This is a genomic window from Pseudomonas sp. SDO5591_S426, from assembly GCF_054070755.1.
In genome coordinates this window covers 1-16045 of sequence record NZ_JBSVXD010000023.1, presented here as the reverse complement: position 1 = coordinate 16045, position 16045 = coordinate 1, and the positions used below count along the sequence as shown (strand labels likewise).

The following is a 16045-nucleotide window of genomic DNA, read 5'->3' as shown; positions in this document are numbered from 1 at the left end:
GGCTGCAAAGCCGCCCTGCTTGGATGGACCTCACTTAAAAAATCTAAAGCCCACGCAACTGTCTGTGGAAAACCACTGATTTCCACCGGTGGATAATTTCATCCACAGCCGCAGAACTCCCGAAAACCCGAGCCTTGACCCGAATTATCCACAGGCGTAGAAAAGATCGGGCAAAGCGCTGTCGTTGACAGCACCCCCAGGTAGCCAGAACCTTTAAGGCTACGCCACACCATGGTGGTTCTCCCAAAGTGCGATTAGCGTCCGGCGGTTCGCACGGTCACAGCGATGTGATGGATGCCTACTTTTACCAGCGTGCCCACTGCGGCAACTCATCCCCTTTCATAGCTGCCCTGCAGCAACCTATCCGCTTGGCCATTCCCATGCGCCAACCTGCGCCCGTCTCTTTCTCCCGGAAAGAGACGGGCGCTCCTACCGCTGCTGCAGCCCAACTCGTACAAGGCTTTGCGGCATTCCCTCTCGTGACAATCGGCGTGACAAACACCGAAGTCACCAGCAACAGCGATGCAGATGATGGTGCCGCAGCCCACGGAATGGACTGCACCTGACTGACAGTCAGGCATGCACCGGTCAATGCTTCATTGCCTTCACCCGACTCAGGATCTCGCGGCGCTGGTCTCGTCAGCCAGTGCAGCCTCCACCCGCCCACTTCCTAGGAAGTGCTCAGGAGGCCAGATCATGAGATGCCCAAGCTCCCGGTCGTAAGGAGCCGCAAGTCCCGCGTTAGTGGACAACCCTCACAGGCCGCAGGGGCCTTGATCCCTGATAACACTCAACATTCTTGGCGGGATGACGTGAGGAAAGCTACAAGGGCTTGGTTTCGAGAGGAGTTTGGTCATGGGATTGGTCGGTAGACGAGATGGCCGGAATTTTGGCTATGGCCGGCAACTAAGTTATGCCGGGCCACAGGCGTTGCGGGACATGTTTGGCGACGGGCATTACGGCACGGTCAAAGCGCACAGTGATCGCTGGCAGGTGTTTGTACGCTGGTGTCGGTCGAAGGATGGACCAGGGATTAACGATGCGCGACAAATTGATCGGCAGACCTTGCTGGATTACGCCGGCCATCTGCGTCACCAAGTTGAACAAGGCGCTATCAGCATCGCCACCGCGCAAAACCGGTTGTCCAGCGTGAACCGGACCATGGCCGCACTTCGCGGTGATCAGTATGTGAAAGTGCCGAGTCCGAGCAAGACGCTGGGAATGCGGCGGAACAGTGTTCGTCGCTCGGTGCCGAAAGGCCAAGACCGCGAACACGTGAAGCGGATCGTCGACGTCCTCTGCGAACACCAAATGCCGCGTGCGGCGGCCATCGCCCAGTTGGCGCGAGCCACCGGCATGCGCTTGCGCGAGGCCATCTTGGCCGACCTTCCGCGCCTGCGAAGAGAAGCCGAACACTACGACAAGATCAACATCCAGGATGGCACTAAAGGTGGCCGCGGCGGCGCAACCGCGCCTCGTTGGATCAGGGTGGATGACCATATTCGCGAAGCGCTCAGGTACGCCGAACAGGTCTCTCCCGACGGTAGCCGCAACCTGCTGGCACCGAACGAGAGCTACCTCGATTTCCAACCGAGTGTCATACGCCCCGCCCGAGACATCCTCCATACGCACAACCTCAAAGGCTTCCACGAACTGCGCGCGGCTTATGCGTGCGAACGCTATGAGCAGATTACCCATCACCTAGCGCCCATCAACGGTGGCAAGTGCAGGCGCCTCGATCTACGCCTTGATCGAGAGGCACGCTTACAAATCAGCTATGAACTGGGACACGGTCGAATCGACGTGGTATCGGCGTACATCGGTGGTCGGGTATGAATAAACCATTCGATATGGAGATCTTCTTGGCTGGAGTACTGACTGGAGCACATGCCTCACGCGAACGTCACATCCGCCAGGCCAAGACTATTCAAGCAGCCATTTCTGAACGCTGGAACCGAGATAATCCATGGACATGGCAAAGAAAGCATCTCGTTTGGTTTTTGAACCACCACATGAATTCAAACTCGAAATCGACGCGCTACTACTACCTGCTGACCACAAGCCTGATCACTCTGCGCCTATGAAAATCCTGGAGTTTTCAACGTTAGCCGAATGCCAGCAACTGCGCGCTCTGTATCCCTCACTGGCAGATTGAGCCAGCCAACGATTTGATTGGGATTAGGGCGGACCTCTTGAGCCCCTGAACCTAACCTCTGTTGTTTGATAACCTCTATGTTTTACTGATGGACCTGAGGGTTGTAGCTTGAGGCTACAGGCTTCACCTGAGACGTAGAGGCTGAAGGCGGTGATAGACACTAGTCTGGTGGCGAAGCTAAGGGCTGAGAATGCAAGATTGGTTGCCTTGCTGGATGCTCATGGCATCGAATGGCGCCCGCCTGCTGAGCCAGTCAAGATAGCGATTGTCCAAGCAGAACAATCACAGCAACTCGAAACTGATGGAAAGCTTGCCCTATTCCGAAGCTTGTTTCGTGGTAGGACGGACGTTTATCCCATCCGCTGGGAAAGCAAGGCAGGCAAATCAGGATACGCACCCGCTTGCGCAAACGAATGGAGGCCTGGCGTTTGTGAGAAGCCCCGAATTAAATGTGGCGACTGCGGTAACCGCCAGCTGCTTCCGCTGACCGATGAGGTGGTCTATCGCCATCTGGCGGGCGAAGTGGTCGTTGGTATCTACCCCCTACTCTCTGATGACACTTGTTATTTTTTGGCGGTCGACTTCGATGAGGCCGAATGGCGTGATGATTCCAAAGCTTTTGTGCAGTCATGCCATGAGCTGAGCGTCCCGGTGGCGCTGGAAATATCGCGCTCAGGCCAAGGGGCTCATGGCTGGATTTTCTTTGAGCGTAATGTTCCTGCCTGCGATGCGCGCTGCCTCGGTGCCGCAATCATCAGTCATGCCTGTGAGCGCACCCGGCAGTTGGCGCTCAGCTCCTATGATCGACTGTTTCCAAACCAGGACTATATGCCCAAAGGCGGCTTTGGAAATCTCATCGCGCTCCCTTTACAAAAGCGGGCCAGGGCCCAAAACAATAGCGTTTTTGTAGACGATTCGCTTGAGCCTCATCCTGATCAATGGGCCTTCCTGGCATCGATTCAGCGCATGAGTCCAGAAGATATCCAGCCCGTTATTATCCAGGCGATGGGTAATCGGGACCCTTTAGGGGTCGCCTATGTCGATGACGAAGGTGATGCAGAACCTTGGAAAAATCGTGAATCGAGATCACGTAAATTGACATGCCCGTTGCCTGCTGCTGTCAACATCACGCAGGCTAACTTAATTTACTTTGAAAAGTCGGAATTGCCACAGCCATTGGCAAACCAGCTTGTCCGGCTCGCTGCCTTTCAAAATCCTGAGTTCTACAAAGCTCAGGCCATGCGCATGTCAGTGTGGAACAAGCCAAGGATTATCGGTTGTGCCCAGAACTTCCCCAAACATATTGCGTTACCACGTGGCTGTTTGGATGCTGCGCTGGAGCTTTTAGAGGAAAACGGGGTTACCCCTATTCTTAAAGACGAACGCTTCGCGGGCGACCCCATCGACGTGAGCTTTCTCGGGACCCTGCGTTCTGACCAAGAGGCTGCTGTCAGCGCAATGCTAAGTCATGACACCGGTATCCTCTGCGCACCGACAGCTTTCGGTAAAACGGTGAGTGCTGCTGCGTTGATTGCCGCACGTGGCATTAACACGTTGGTGCTTGTGCATCGGACGGAACTGTTAAGGCAGTGGCAAGAGCGCTTGCAGGCGTTCTTGGGAGTCGGGAATGGTGTCGTTGGTACTCTTGGGGGCGGAAAAGCGAAGCTTACAGGCATCATCGACATTGCCGTTATGCAGTCGCTATCGCGAAAAGGCGAGATCAGCGATCAGGTAAAAAACTACGGCCAGATCATCGTTGATGAGTGTCATCACCTATCAGCAGTGTCATTCGAGGCACTACTGAGGAGCGCGACCGCGCGGTACGTATTGGGACTCACAGCAACCCCAGTGCGCCGAGATGGACAGCAGCCCATTATTTTTATGCAGTGCGGACCGATCCGACATTCTGCTGCTCGACCAGCGAGTGCGCCCCATGACCTATCTGTCGTGCCTCGATTGCTGCCCAAACCAATAGTGGTCCCCGACGGCTTTGGGATTCAGGACGTTTTTCGGCGTCTAGCCGACGACTCTGAGCGGACAGCCAAAATCGTCTCGGAGATTGAGCTGGCGTACAACGAGGGTAGAAAAATTCTAGTGCTAACGGAGCGGACGGAACATGTGGATGCCCTTGAATTAGAATTGAAGCAGCGCGTGCATAACCTTTTCACGCTTCATGGGCGAGTGCCTAAGAAACAGCGGATTTCCCGTATGCATGAGCTTGAGTCCCTTCCCCCTGATGCTCCACGAGTGCTGTTGGCAACAGGAAAACTAGTAGGTGAAGGCTTCGATCATCCGCCGTTGGACACGCTGGTGCTGGCAATGCCCATCTCATGGAAGGGAATCCTTCAGCAATATGCGGGGCGGTTGCATCGATCACATGCCGATAAGGCCGACGTGCGAGTGATCGACTTCGTTGACGAGGGTAATGTCGCGCTGATGAGGATGTGGGATAAGCGCCAGGCGGGTTACAAAGCGATGGGCTACCGCATGGCTGATTCTATGGCCACCATGGACCTACTCTAACTCTAATGTGGTTGACAGTTGACACATCAACGGCCCAACTCTCATAGACGAATGACCGGCCGCTGTGGGGGCAACTCCGGCCCTTCACGGTTAGTCACGTCAAGCAAGATCCTCAGGCGTACGAGGACCTTGAGGTAGTTTTAGAGGTAGAATCTCACAGACCTTTAAATATTAATCAGCCAATTCAATAGCTTATTAGATTGTTCGACTCCTGGTGCCGCACCATAAAAAACAAAGCCCTCGTAGCAATACGAGGGCTTTGTTGTTTCTGCCGTTTAAAAAACCCAGCTCTTAGTGACCCGCGCTCTGCCCGCCATCGACGTGCAGGATTTCGCCAGTGACGAACTTGGCGTTGTCCAGGTACACGACCGCTTGAGCAATGTCTTCAATCTCGCCCATGTGCCCGACCGGGTGCAGTGCGCCCAGAGCGGCGTGGGTTTCTTCGCCGTGCATCGGGGTTTTGATAATGCCTGGGCTCACCGCGTTTACACGGATACCGCGCTTGGCGTACTCGATGGCCAGGGAGCGGGTTGCTGCGTTCAGGCCACCTTTGGTCAGCGAAGCCAGTACCGACGGCACGCCGTCGATCGCATGGTCCACCAGGCTGGTGGTGATGTTGACGACGTGGCCGCTGCCGTTTTTCTCCATCTCGTTGATGGCGAGTTGGGTGATGTAGAAGAAGCCGTTGAGGTTCACCGACAGCACGTTGGCGTAGTCTTCAGCGGTGTACGCGGTGAACGGTTTGGCGATGAAGATGCCGGCGTTGTTGACCAGGGTGTCGATGCGGCCGAAACGGGCGATCGCTTCACGGATGACGCGCTGGGCAGTTTCCGGTTCGCCGATGTCGCCGGCAACGGTGAGGATGTCCGGATCGGTGGACGGTTTGATCGAACGCGAAGTGGCGACGATCTGGTAACCGAGTTCACGGAAGGCCTTGACCATGCCATCGCCGAGACCTTGGGATGCGCCAGTGATGACAACGACTTTTTTCGAATTGCTCATGATGAAATCCTCAGACAATAAAAGAGTGGGGTAGAAAAATTGTGGATCAGGCTTCGGCGGTGGCCTGGGCCATTTGTCGCAACATCTGTTCGTAGTACTCGATCGATTGCGAACCGGACACCAGGTGACGGCCGTTCAGCACCATGGCCGGTACCGAATTGATGCCGTGCTGCCGGTAAAACTCCTCAAGCTCCCGCACTTCGTCGGCAAACGCGCCCGACGCCAACACCTCCCGAGCACGGGCCTCGTCCAACCCGGCTTCACCTGCCAGCCGCACCAGCGTCTGCTGATCACTCGGGTTCTGGCCTTCGCTGAAGTAAGCGCGAAGCAGGATCTTCTTCAGCGCCACCTGACGCCCTTCCTCCAATGCCCAAAGCAACAAACGGTGAGCGTCGAAGGTGTTGTAGAAGTGGGTGCGCTTCTCCAGGTCGAACTTGAAGCCGATGGCATTGCCGCGTTCGATCTGCATCGCTTTGCCATTAGCGACGTCCTGAGCGGTACGTCCGTATTTGCGCATCAAGTGCTCGACGGCTTTCTCGCCTTCGGCCGGCATGTTCGGGTTCAGCTCGAAAGGCTTGTAGGTCAGCTCAACCGAAATCTCACCCGCCACGTTCTCGATCGCCCGTTCCAGCGCCGCCGCTCCCAGTGCGCACCAAGGGCACACCACATCGGAGACGAAATCGATGGTCACCGCCGCCGTCATGACTGCCCCTCTTCCGCCAGTTGCTTGCGGTACTGGGTGGTGGTGATCCCGGCGTAGCCCCAGTTATCGGTGTCGACTTCCTCGATCACGATGTGGGTCAGGTCAGGGCGTTTGTTGAGCACGCGCTCCAGTGTTTCAGTGATCTCGGCAATCACCTGAGCTTTCTGCTCAGTGGTAACGCCATCGCGGGTGATGCGTACGCTTACGAAAGGCATGAGGGAAACTCCAGTGACCTTCCCGTCGGGATGATGGGAGAGGCGTTGGAGTTCAATGTATGGAGTTAGCTGGAGGGGATAAAGGTGGGGACGGGAACTACATTCGTTACGTGGTGTAATCAGTAAATCGCTGATCATCAAAAAAGCGGTTGCATCAAAAGCTCAATCGTCTAATCTCAATTTATCGTAAATTTTAGATAAATCCAAAAGAGTGAATTCTCATGGCAATTCAATTCTTTGATAGCCCGTTCCACGTTACGCACGACGAGGAGCTCGCCAGCAAAATGGCGTTGAAAATGGAGCTGTCGATATTCATCAGTGACTGCATCAAAAAACTGGGTCTCAAGCAGAGCGAAGCGGCCTCCTTGTTGAACGTGACCCAATCACGCATTTCTGAGCTAACCACAGGCAAGATCGAGAAGTTTACGATCGACGCAATGATGGACATGCTGGATAGACTGGGATTTCGCACCACATTCACGTTGCCCTCCAACGAAGCCGGTGCCCTTCCCCGGATAGTCATTTCTCAGTCTCGCGCCAGCTAGACATTAAACCCTAGCTTTCGTAGCTCCCTTTTCAGCTCCTTCAGCCGGTCTTGGGCAACGGCCATTGCGTGACGATCGGTTCCGTTTGTCGTTTTTACGAATGAATGAAGGACGAAAATGGTGCCTGCATACTTCGCAATGTAGACGCATCGGTATGCCGGACTGCCATTGATGATCAACTCAATGGCGCCCGCACCTACTGAACTCAGCTGCTTTATTGCGAGCTCTGGATCTGCGCTGTATTGCACACGCATCAGGTCTTTCCCGAACTCATCTTGCACCCAGCCCGGTAGATCTTTGTACTCGCGCGTTGCAGCTTCGTTTGCAAAAGCAAATCTCTTCAAAAGATGGATTCCTGCCTGAAACAATCGACGCCCTCCGAACACCCCTGAGTATTCGATTCGGGTGGCACTGTTTAGTAGTCATCGCCGGCTTTATCCGCAGTAAGACCTGGCTCCTTTTGATGTAGTCCGTAACGTGTCGCAATATTTGCGCACAAGGAAATCAACTCAATGAAAAAGCCCCGAATCATTCGGGGCTTTTGTGTTTCAACCTACGTGCTTGAATCGGTTCCTACACGATCACCGTTTCCACAGTGATCTGCTTGAGCGCATAAAACGGCGCAAGCATTGCCTCATCCGCCGCCGCACAAGTTATCAACCGCCACTCGCGCTCAATCGGCGTCCAATGCTGCTGCCTGGCCCGGCCGAGTTTGTCGGTGTCGGCGAGGACGACGATCTGCGCGGCCCGTTTGATGATGCACTCCTTGAGATACGCCTGCTGCGCACTCGCTTCGCACAAGCCGAATTCCGCGACCACGCCGTCCGCGCCGAGGAAGGCTTTGTCGACGCTCAAGCGGCTGAGGGTCAGTTCCGCCAAGGGTCCCAACGTGCTCATGCTCGACCCGCGCAGGTCGCCGCCGATCAAGGTCAGACGTACGCCGGGTGCGTTGGCCAGGGTCATCACGGCGAGCAGGTTGTTGGTGACCACGTGCACGTCCTGGCGGGAGCAAAGGTGATGGGCCAGTGCGGCGCAGGTTGTGCCGCCGTCGAGCAGCACAGTATCGCCGTCCTGCACGTGGGCAGCGGCCGCCAGGGCGATGGCGTCTTTCTGTTCCCACTGGCTGGTTTTGCGTTCTTCCAGCGAGGCTTCCGGTTCGTGCACGCCGACCACAGCGGTGGCGCCGCCGTAGGTGCGCACCAGGTGCCGCTGTTTGGCGAGCATGGTCAGGTCGCGTCGCACGGTCGCTTCCGAGACGCCGAGCGCCGCGCTCAATTGCTCGACGTTGGCATCGCCGATGCGCACGAGTTCGAGGATGGCGCGGTGACGTTCGGACACTTTCATGGCGGGTCTCGTTGTTTGGACGGTTGCCGATCTTACACGACCGCGCCGCCGCAGCTCATCCCCGTCGCGTGGCCAGCTCAGCGCCCTGGCGCAGTGCTTCGAGCAGGCTGCGTTCATCGGCGATGCCCTTGCCGGCGATATCGAACGCGGTGCCGTGGTCGACCGAGGTACGAATCACTTCCAGCCCGACGGTCACGTTCACACCGGCTTCGAGCCCGAGCACTTTGACCGGACCGTGGCCTTGGTCGTGATACATCGCTACCACCAAGTCGAAATCGCCCCGACCGGCACGGAAGAACAGTGTGTCCGCCGGCAACGGGCCGGTCACGTCGAGGCCGCGCTCCTGCAACAGCTTCACCGCCGGGATGATTTTTTCTTCCTCTTCGCCATAACCGAACAAGCCGTTTTCGCCGGCATGCGGGTTGATGCCGCACACGCCGATGCGTGGCCGGGCAATGCCTGCCTTGATCAGCGTCGCGTTGCCGCGTTCGATGGTGCGTTGCACCAGGCCAGGCTCGATCTTGCGTATCGCGTCGATGATGCCGATGTGGGTCGTGACGTGAATTACCCGCAGCTGCGGCGCCACCAGCATCATCGACACTTCGTCGACGTGGGTCAGGTGCGCGAGCATTTCGGTGTGGCCGGGGTACTTGTGGCCACCGGCGTGCAGCGCTTCCTTGTTCAGCGGCGCGGTGCAGATCGCATCGATTTGCTTGGCCTCGGCCAGCTCCACGGCGCGGGCGATGTATTGATAGGCGGCGTCACCGGCAATCGGCGACAGCTCGCCGAACGGCAGATCGTCGGGGATCAGGTCGAGGTCGATGCAATCGATGATGCCGGCCTCGTAGCGCGCCTGTGACGCGTCTTCGATTCGGCGCACTTTGGTGCTGCCACCGACGATCACGTTGGCCTGTTCCAGGCGTCGCGCATCGCCGATCACCAAGGGCCGGCATTGTTGGTAGACGATGTCGTGGGTCAGGCTTTTGACGATGATTTCCGGACCGACACCCGAAGCGTCGCCCATGGTGATGCCGATAATGGGGAGGTAATTGCTCATAGTGTTCATTCGAGTCCTTGGGTTCGTGTGCGTTGAGGCTGGGAGCGATCATTGATTTCGCTCAGGTGTTGCCATGCCGCATACAGGGCGCGGTCGGTGCCGAACGCGCCTGCCTTGGTAATGATTGCCGGGCGATAGCCATGGCGGGAGGCGGTGGGTCGACCATAAGCCACTCCGGCTTCGACTTCCGCCAGCAGTTGCAGGCTGTCGATGCCGACCGTGGTCAAGATCGCTCGCGCCGTCTCGCCGCCCGTGGCGATCAGCCCACCGATCTTGGCGAAGTGCGGCTCGACCAGCACAGCCAACTGGGTCGAGAGGTGCGCGCCTTCCTGCGGATCGAATGCGTCGTCGCGACCGATGCGCAGCAACAGGTCACTCCAGCCGTCGAGCTGTTCGCCGATGCGTGCCTGCCAGGTCGTCCAATCCGGATGGCTGATGCCATGGCGAAGAACTGCTGGCGGTACGATCAATTCGCTCAATCCGCCGCTCTCTTTCAACACGCTGCACTGTCGCTCGCAGACACCGGAGAGGCTGCCGACCAGCACCAGGATCGGTGCCTGATTGCTTTCACTGACGGCGGTTTCGGCACGCGGGTCAGGCGTGTCGAAGAAGTCCGGCAGCCGGGCGATTTCCCGCGCCAGGCCGCCTGAACCGATCCAGAACAGCGGCTGCTCCAGGCTGGCGGTCAGCCGCGCCAAGGTCAGCAAATCGTCTTCGGTTTGCGCATCGACGATCAGTGCCTGCGTGGTGCTGCGGGCCAGTTCGGCGAAATGATGGACCAGTGCATCGGGGTTGCCGCGCAAGGTGTCGAGGTCCAGTTTCGCGGTGCTCAGGCCGGCAGCGACGAGCATGGCTTCGACGTCCGCCGGACGGTCGGCGTTTTCCAGTTTCCAGGTGTCGGTGCTTTCCAGCGGCTGGCCGTTGACGAACACCCGACCGCCGCGCAGCGTGCGCCCGGTGGCCGGGAACGCCGGAGCGACGATGGCCAGGCCTGCCAGCGGTTGCAGGGCGGCAACTTCGGCCGCCCAGTTGCCGCGTAAGGTCGAATCGATTTTCTTGTACAAGCGCTGCCCAGGTTTGCGCAGGGCCTTGAACGCCGCGACGGTACGCTCGGCGGCCTGCTCGGGTGACAGGCGCCGAGTGTCGGTATCGGCGGCGATCACCTGCGCGTCGGGCTGATCATTCGAGGCGTCGAGCGTCACCACGGTCTGCAACCCGGCACTGGCAAAGCCGATGGCGCAATCCGCCGCGCCGGACAGATCGTCAGCGATGATCAACATGCTCATCGCAACGCCTCCTGCTCCTGGGGCTCGCGCTTCGGGACGGCGGCGGGTTGGCGCTGCTGGACGCGTTTGGCAACGGCGGCGGTGAGCAAAGGCGCGAGAATGGCAGTGACGACTACACAAGCGGCCACCAGCAACGTCGCACTCTTGGCGGCTTCGGCGTACACCGGGTTGGCCGCCGCGATCAACGCGGGCACAGCGGCGGCGTTGCCGGCAGTGGTCGCTGCGGCTACACCGGCTACGCCTGTGCCACCGGTTGCACGGTCGGCGAAAAACAGCGGGATACCCGTCAACACCACAACCGCTACACCGAGACCGAGGCCAAGCAAACCGGCCTGCCAGACGTTATGCAGATCCAGGCTGGCGCCAAGGGCCAAGGCAAAGAACGGGATCATCACCGGCACGGCTTTGGCCAGAAAATCGCGCATGTCCCGGTCGAGATTACCCAGCAGCATGCCGAGCGCCAGCGGCAGAATGCTGCCCACCAGCGTCGGCCATGGGAAGGCCGACAACCCGGCGATGCCCAGGGTCACCATGGTCAGGAAAGGCCCGGACTCCAGCGACATCACCGAATAGGCGCCGACATCTTCGGAGCGGCCGTACTGCCCCATCAACGCCATGTAGAGGCCGCCGTTGGTGTCGTTCATTGCAGCGACTACCGCCAGCGTGGAAATGCCGGCGAAGAGCCCCGAGGAAATCGGCTGCTCGCCCAGGAAATGCCCGAGCACAATGCCGATCAGCACGGCGATACCGACTTTGGTGGCCAACAGCGTGCCGCCCTTTTTCAGCAGGTAAGGCGTGGACTTGATGTTGATGCTCGCGCCCATGCACACATAGAACACCGCCAGAATGGGCAGTGCACCGGTGAACAACGCGTTGGTGAAGGAACCGAAAAATTTGGGGGTGTCCGGCAGGAATGTCGCCACCAGTGAACCGATGAGCAGAGGCACGATCATCATGCCGCCGGGGATGCGTTCAATGGTGCGCTTGATTGGGATCTGGGCCACGAGGGTCTCCTTTTATAATTGTTTGGTAAGACGTGTTTCACCTCGAAAGTGACTGAACCGATCACGCGGTGATTGATTCAGTCAAAATAATCTTAGGACATTGCTTTAAATTGCGCAATTCAATCATTGCGAATGCTCATTTTGATCATTCAGCGCGGAGAACTCGCTTCAGCGGGTGATTAAAATTTCTCGGATGGCGCAGACCAGAGCCTTCCAGCGCCCACAAAAAAACCCCGAACCAGTCGGGGTTTTTCCTTTCTCAGCCTTGCATCAGGCCTCGATACCGCAACCAATCATCAGAAAATATTGATCGGGTAATCCACGAACACACGCACTTCGTTGCCGCTGACGTTGTACTCGCTCGACTTCTGCGACACGCGCAGGATCGAGCTGCGCAGTTTCACGCTCAGGTCTTTGGCCGGGCCGCTTTGCACGACGTATTTGAACTGGTTGAAAATTTCGCGCTCGGTGCCGCCTTCGCTGGTGGAAGTGGTGATGTTGTCACCGCGTACGTAGGCGAAGTTGTAGCTCAGGCCCGGAACACCGAAGGTGCTGAAGTCCAGGCCGTAGCCCAGTTGCCAGCTGCGTTCGTCTTCGGCGTTGAAGTCGGACCAGTAGGAGTTGGCCAGGTAGATGGTGTTGCCACCGTCACCGACGCGGTTCTGGTCTTTCTGGTAGCCGCCGTAGGCGTAGCCCAGGTTGCTGTCGCCGGTGCTGCGCTGGTAGCCGAGGGTGAACGAGTGCGGGCCGGTGGCGTAGATGGCTGCCAGGCTCCAGATCTTGTTGTCGTCGCCCGTAGCGCCGACGTCTTGAACGTAGGAGTCGTCCAGCTTGGTACGGTAGCCGTTGAAGTCCAGGGTCAGGGACTGATCCTTGGCGAGCGGGAACACGTAGTTGGCGTTCACGTATTGCTTCTTCAGCACGTCTTCGACGTCGGAGGCGTATAGGGAAGCCTTGAACTGTTCGGTGAACTGGTAGCTACCGCCCAATACGTTGATCGACTTCAAGCCACCGCTGTCACGGCCTTCAGCGCTTTTACGCGATTCGGCGGTGAAGCGACCGGCGTTCAGCTCCAGGCCCTTGATCTCCTTGGAGGTGATCAAAGTACCGGTGTAGCTTTCCGGCAGCAGACGCACGTTGTCGTAGCTCAACACCGGCAAGGCCGGCATTTGGTCGCCGTAGGTCAGTGTGGTGCTGGACAGACGGAATTTGACCGCCGCGCCGCCCTTGGACAGGTCGTCCGCTGCGTTGCCGCTGTCGCCTTGTTTAAAGAAGTCGATACCACCGGCGCCGCTTTTGCCTTTGCCGCCGTCCAGACGCAGTGCGTACAGACCGAAGGCATCCACACCCACACCGATGGTGCCTTGGGTGAAACCAGACGAGAACGTACCGATGGCCGCTTGGCCCCACTCGGCTTTGTCTTCGTTGCCGTCTTTGTAATCACGGTTCATGTAGGCGTTGCGCAGCAGCACTTTGAGGCTGCTGTCTTCAACAAATCCCTTGGATTCGGCCTGGTCGTTAGCCATGGCCTGTGAAGCGCTCAAAATCCCCAGAGCGATCAGGCTGATTCGCTTGTTCAACATTTTGTTTTCCTTATTACGGGTTGAAACGCGCTGTGTCGAACGGCTGAAACGGCACTATCGCGCTCTTTTTTCATTCCGCAAACAAAAAAGCCCGCCCACGATCTCTCGAGGCGGGCCTTCTTATTATTTTTAGGGTCATGGCGGTCTGCCACAGGCGTTGGCCGAATCGTAGCTGCGAGCTTAACGATGTGTCAATTTCATGAATCATCTGTATTTAGGCAAAAATCATCTAAGAAACTGCTTTACGTGGCAGAAAATTCAATTTAACCGCGTTTTGACAGGCAATTTCAGTGCAGCAATTCCCGGTTTTTCGGGAGGAAAACTCCGCTGCAAAGGCTGTGCGTAACAACATCGACACAATTGGAAACAAACAACCAAGGGAACTTCTCAAGAATAATTAACGGAAGTAAATAGCACGCATTACCATTCGCACCCTAAACGCTACAGCCAAAAAAAATCCTACGGATGCGCTTTTCAATGCCTGCCCCTTTTCGTCTTACGCCCTACAGTCTTGGGCTTTCTGCCTTGTTGTCTGCCGGTTTTTCCTACGCTGCACCTACAACGTTACCTGCCACTGCCATCAGCGCCGAAGCGGAAGCCGATGACCCCCGCGTGCAGGAAACCAACACCGCGACCCGCACCAACACGCCGGTACGCTATGTCCCGCAAGCCATTGATTCGATCAAAACCTCGAACGTCGTTGACTACGGCACCAACGATCTGGGCACCGCGCTCAGCGGCATCCCCAACGTCAGCAGTGGCGCCGACACCCGCTTCGATAGCCTGCGCATCCGTGGCTTCGACGCCAGCAATGACTTCTATCTGGACGGTATCCGCGACGACAGCCAGTACGTGCGCGACTTGCACAACATCGAACGCATCGATGTGCTCAAAGGTCCGGCGGCAGTGTTGTACGGCCGTGGCAGCCAAGGCGGGATCGTCAACCGAGTGAGCAAACTGCCGGAATTCGGCCGCCGCTCGACAATCGAAGCCCAAGGCGGCAGCGAGGACCTGCGCAGTCTTTACGCCGACCTCAGCACCGATCCTTCCGAAAACATCAGCCTTCGCCTGAACATGGGCAACATGGACGAAAACAGCTTCCGCGATGGCGTGAGTGGCAATCGCCAATTGTTCGCGCCCTCGATGAGCTGGCAACTGACACCCGATTTGAACTGGCTGGTGCAGTACGAATACAGCCGCTACAACCGAACGCCGGATCGCGGAGTCCCGGGCGTGAATGGCCGCCCGGCCGATGTCGGGCGCGATACGACCTACGGCAGCGAGCACGATTTCATCGACGACAAGTCGCAATCCCTGCGCTCGAAACTCACCTACGAACTCAGCGACAACTGGCAACTGCGCCAGACGCTGGGCGTGTTCAAGCTCAACAGCGACTTCGACAACACGTACCTCACCGGCTACACCCCGGCGACCAATCGGGTCACGCGCCAGCACTGGCAGCAAGACCTGACCACCCGCAACGTCTACAACAACGTTGAACTGGAAGGTGGATTCGATACCTTCGGCCTGGAACATCGTCTGTTGACCGGCATCGAGATCGGCAGCCAGCGTCGCGACCCGACGCTGTACACCGCCGCCACTTCCGGGCCGGGCAGTTCACCGGTGCCGTCGCTGGACCTGAACAACCCCAACCGCGACTTGCGCCACACCGGGCGCATGCAGGTATCGAGCAGTTCTCACACCGAAGTCGAAAGCCGCGCGGTGTACGTCCAGGATCAGTTGCAGCTGAACGATCAATGGCAACTGCTCGGCGGTTTGCGTTACGACACGTTCGACATCGAGTCGACCAACAAGCTGCGGGATATTTCGGAGGATCGTGACAGCCACAGCACCAGCCCACGTGTAGGACTGGTCTGGACGCCACTGCAGAATCATTCCTTCTACGCGTCCTGGTCGAAGACGTTCTCGCCGGTCGGCGGCGGTTTGATCGGCATCACGCCGGGCGCGGCCGGTAACACCAACGACCTGAGCCCCGAACTGACCAAGCAAAAGGAAATCGGCGTGAAGAGCGATTGGCTCGACGATCGCCTGAGCACCACGCTGGCGATTTACGAGCTGGAACTCTACAACCGCCGCACCAGCGATCCAAACAACCCGACCGTTACCTTGCTCACCGGCCTGCAACGTTCGCGCGGTATAGAGCTGACCGCTGCCGGCAAGATCACCGGCAACTGGTACGTGCGCGGCGGCGTGGGCGTGCAGGACGCAACGGTCGAGAAAGACAACAACGGCTTTGAAGGCAAGCGCATCAGCAACGTGGCCAAGCACAACGGCAGCCTGTTCCTGACCTGGAAACCGGAAATGGGCTGGTACGCCGAAACCGGCTTGACCCTCGTCGGTGACCGTTATGCCGACAACCTCAACACCACCGTGCTGCCGGGTTATGGCCGATGGGATGCGTTGGCCGGGTTCCGGCAGAAGGATTGGGACTTGCGTGCGGCGCTGAACAACATCAGCGACAAGACCTATTACTCGTCGGCGACAAGTGCGGCGCAGATCCAACCGGGTGCGCCGCGTAGCGTGGTGGTGACCGGGACCTACAGTTTCTAAACACAAGATCAAAAGATCGCAGCCTGCGGCAGCTCCTACAGGGGGAATGCATTCCAA

At 57.9% G+C, this 16045-nt stretch carries 14 protein-coding genes; 5 read left to right on the top strand and 9 right to left on the bottom strand.

All coding sequences use genetic code 11. The annotated features are described in order from the left end of the window. Positions 1-855: 855 nt before the first annotated feature. The 3 genes from ACW9JC_RS07515 (at position 856) to ACW9JC_RS07505 (ending at position 4678) form a co-directional block, all read left to right on the top strand. A complete protein-coding gene (locus ACW9JC_RS07515) occupies positions 856-1836 on the top strand; it encodes an integrase domain-containing protein (RefSeq protein WP_457454436.1) in 981 nt (326 codons plus the stop codon). Then, positions 1833-2084: a hypothetical protein gene (locus tag ACW9JC_RS07510; protein ID WP_457454434.1), complete on the top strand. Its 252-nt coding sequence runs from the start codon at positions 1833-1835 to the stop codon at positions 2082-2084. Before ACW9JC_RS07515 ends, ACW9JC_RS07510 begins: the two co-directional genes overlap by 4 nt. 221 nt (positions 2085-2305) lie before the next feature. Beyond that, positions 2306-4678: a TOTE conflict system archaeo-eukaryotic primase domain-containing protein gene (locus ACW9JC_RS07505; RefSeq protein WP_457454433.1), complete on the top strand. Its 2373-nt coding sequence runs from the start codon at positions 2306-2308 to the stop codon at positions 4676-4678. A 291-nt stretch (positions 4679-4969) separates the two neighbouring features. Here ACW9JC_RS07505 and ACW9JC_RS07500 read toward each other — a convergent pair whose 3' ends face one another. The 3 genes from ACW9JC_RS07500 to ACW9JC_RS07490 are packed head-to-tail and all read right to left on the bottom strand — an operon-like array spanning position 4970 to position 6598. Further along, complete coding sequence (locus tag ACW9JC_RS07500) at positions 4970-5680, bottom strand: SDR family NAD(P)-dependent oxidoreductase (RefSeq protein ID WP_457454432.1); 711 nt, start codon at positions 5678-5680, stop codon at positions 4970-4972. 46 nt (positions 5681-5726) lie between these two features. After that, complete coding sequence (locus ACW9JC_RS07495; protein ID WP_457454431.1) at positions 5727-6383, bottom strand: DsbA family oxidoreductase; 657 nt, start codon at positions 6381-6383, stop codon at positions 5727-5729. Then, positions 6380-6598, bottom strand: a complete 219-nt coding sequence (locus tag ACW9JC_RS07490) for a tautomerase family protein (RefSeq protein ID WP_056852134.1) — start codon at positions 6596-6598, stop codon at positions 6380-6382. Before ACW9JC_RS07490 ends, ACW9JC_RS07495 begins: the two co-directional genes overlap by 4 nt. A gap of 221 nt (positions 6599-6819) precedes the next feature. On the opposite strand from ACW9JC_RS07490, the gene ACW9JC_RS07485 reads away from it, so the two are divergent. Further along, positions 6820-7143, top strand: a complete 324-nt coding sequence (locus tag ACW9JC_RS07485; RefSeq protein WP_338584203.1) for a helix-turn-helix domain-containing protein — start codon at positions 6820-6822, stop codon at positions 7141-7143. Here ACW9JC_RS07485 and ACW9JC_RS07480 read toward each other — a convergent pair. The 6 genes from ACW9JC_RS07480 to ACW9JC_RS07455 all read right to left on the bottom strand — a co-directional run bounded on the left by ACW9JC_RS07480 (position 7140) and on the right by ACW9JC_RS07455 (position 13417). Beyond that, positions 7140-7487 carry a type II toxin-antitoxin system RelE/ParE family toxin gene (locus ACW9JC_RS07480; RefSeq protein WP_457454429.1) on the bottom strand — a complete coding sequence of 116 codons (348 nt, stop codon included), beginning with the start codon at positions 7485-7487 and terminating at the stop codon, positions 7140-7142. The genes ACW9JC_RS07485 and ACW9JC_RS07480 overlap by 4 nt on opposite strands. Before the next feature lie 229 nt (positions 7488-7716). Next, complete coding sequence (locus ACW9JC_RS07475; RefSeq protein WP_338584201.1) at positions 7717-8487, bottom strand: DeoR/GlpR family DNA-binding transcription regulator; 771 nt, start codon at positions 8485-8487, stop codon at positions 7717-7719. Positions 8488-8542: 55 nt separating this feature from the next. After that, the gene (pdxA, locus tag ACW9JC_RS07470) at positions 8543-9544 is read right to left on the bottom strand and encodes a 4-hydroxythreonine-4-phosphate dehydrogenase PdxA (RefSeq protein ID WP_457454428.1); all 1002 of its coding nucleotides are present in this window, start codon (positions 9542-9544) and stop codon (positions 8543-8545) included. A gap of 5 nt (positions 9545-9549) precedes the next feature. Continuing rightward, the gene (locus ACW9JC_RS07465; RefSeq protein ID WP_457454427.1) at positions 9550-10830 is read right to left on the bottom strand and encodes a four-carbon acid sugar kinase family protein; all 1281 of its coding nucleotides are present in this window, start codon (positions 10828-10830) and stop codon (positions 9550-9552) included. Further along, on the bottom strand, positions 10827-11834 hold the full coding sequence (locus tag ACW9JC_RS07460; protein ID WP_338584198.1) for a 2-keto-3-deoxygluconate permease: 1008 nt from the start codon (positions 11832-11834) through the stop codon (positions 10827-10829). Before ACW9JC_RS07460 ends, ACW9JC_RS07465 begins: the two co-directional genes overlap by 4 nt. 296 nt (positions 11835-12130) lie before the next feature. Beyond that, positions 12131-13417, bottom strand: a complete 1287-nt coding sequence (locus ACW9JC_RS07455; RefSeq protein WP_457454425.1) for an OprD family porin — start codon at positions 13415-13417, stop codon at positions 12131-12133. 477 nt (positions 13418-13894) lie between these two features. Between ACW9JC_RS07455 and ACW9JC_RS07450 the strand changes: the two genes are divergently transcribed. Then, positions 13895-15988: a TonB-dependent receptor gene (locus ACW9JC_RS07450; RefSeq protein WP_457454424.1), complete on the top strand. Its 2094-nt coding sequence runs from the start codon at positions 13895-13897 to the stop codon at positions 15986-15988. Positions 15989-16045: the final 57 nt, after the last annotated feature.

Coding starts and splice junctions, on each gene's coding strand:
- ACW9JC_RS07515 (WP_457454436.1), top strand. CDS start 856: ATGGGATTGGTCGGTAGACGAGATGGCCGGAATTTTGGCTATGGCCGG.
- ACW9JC_RS07510 (WP_457454434.1), top strand. CDS start 1,833: ATGAATAAACCATTCGATATGGAGATCTTCTTGGCTGGAGTACTGACT.
- ACW9JC_RS07500 (WP_457454432.1), bottom strand. CDS start 5,680: ATGAGCAATTCGAAAAAAGTCGTTGTCATCACTGGCGCATCCCAAGGT.
- ACW9JC_RS07495 (WP_457454431.1), bottom strand. CDS start 6,383: ATGACGGCGGCGGTGACCATCGATTTCGTCTCCGATGTGGTGTGCCCT.
- ACW9JC_RS07490 (WP_056852134.1), bottom strand. CDS start 6,598: ATGCCTTTCGTAAGCGTACGCATCACCCGCGATGGCGTTACCACTGAG.
- ACW9JC_RS07485 (WP_338584203.1), top strand. CDS start 6,820: ATGGCAATTCAATTCTTTGATAGCCCGTTCCACGTTACGCACGACGAG.
- ACW9JC_RS07475 (WP_338584201.1), bottom strand. CDS start 8,487: ATGAAAGTGTCCGAACGTCACCGCGCCATCCTCGAACTCGTGCGCATC.
- pdxA (WP_457454428.1), bottom strand. CDS start 9,544: ATGAGCAATTACCTCCCCATTATCGGCATCACCATGGGCGACGCTTCG.
- ACW9JC_RS07465 (WP_457454427.1), bottom strand. CDS start 10,830: ATGAGCATGTTGATCATCGCTGACGATCTGTCCGGCGCGGCGGATTGC.
- ACW9JC_RS07455 (WP_457454425.1), bottom strand. CDS start 13,417: ATGTTGAACAAGCGAATCAGCCTGATCGCTCTGGGGATTTTGAGCGCT.
- ACW9JC_RS07450 (WP_457454424.1), top strand. CDS start 13,895: ATGCCTGCCCCTTTTCGTCTTACGCCCTACAGTCTTGGGCTTTCTGCC.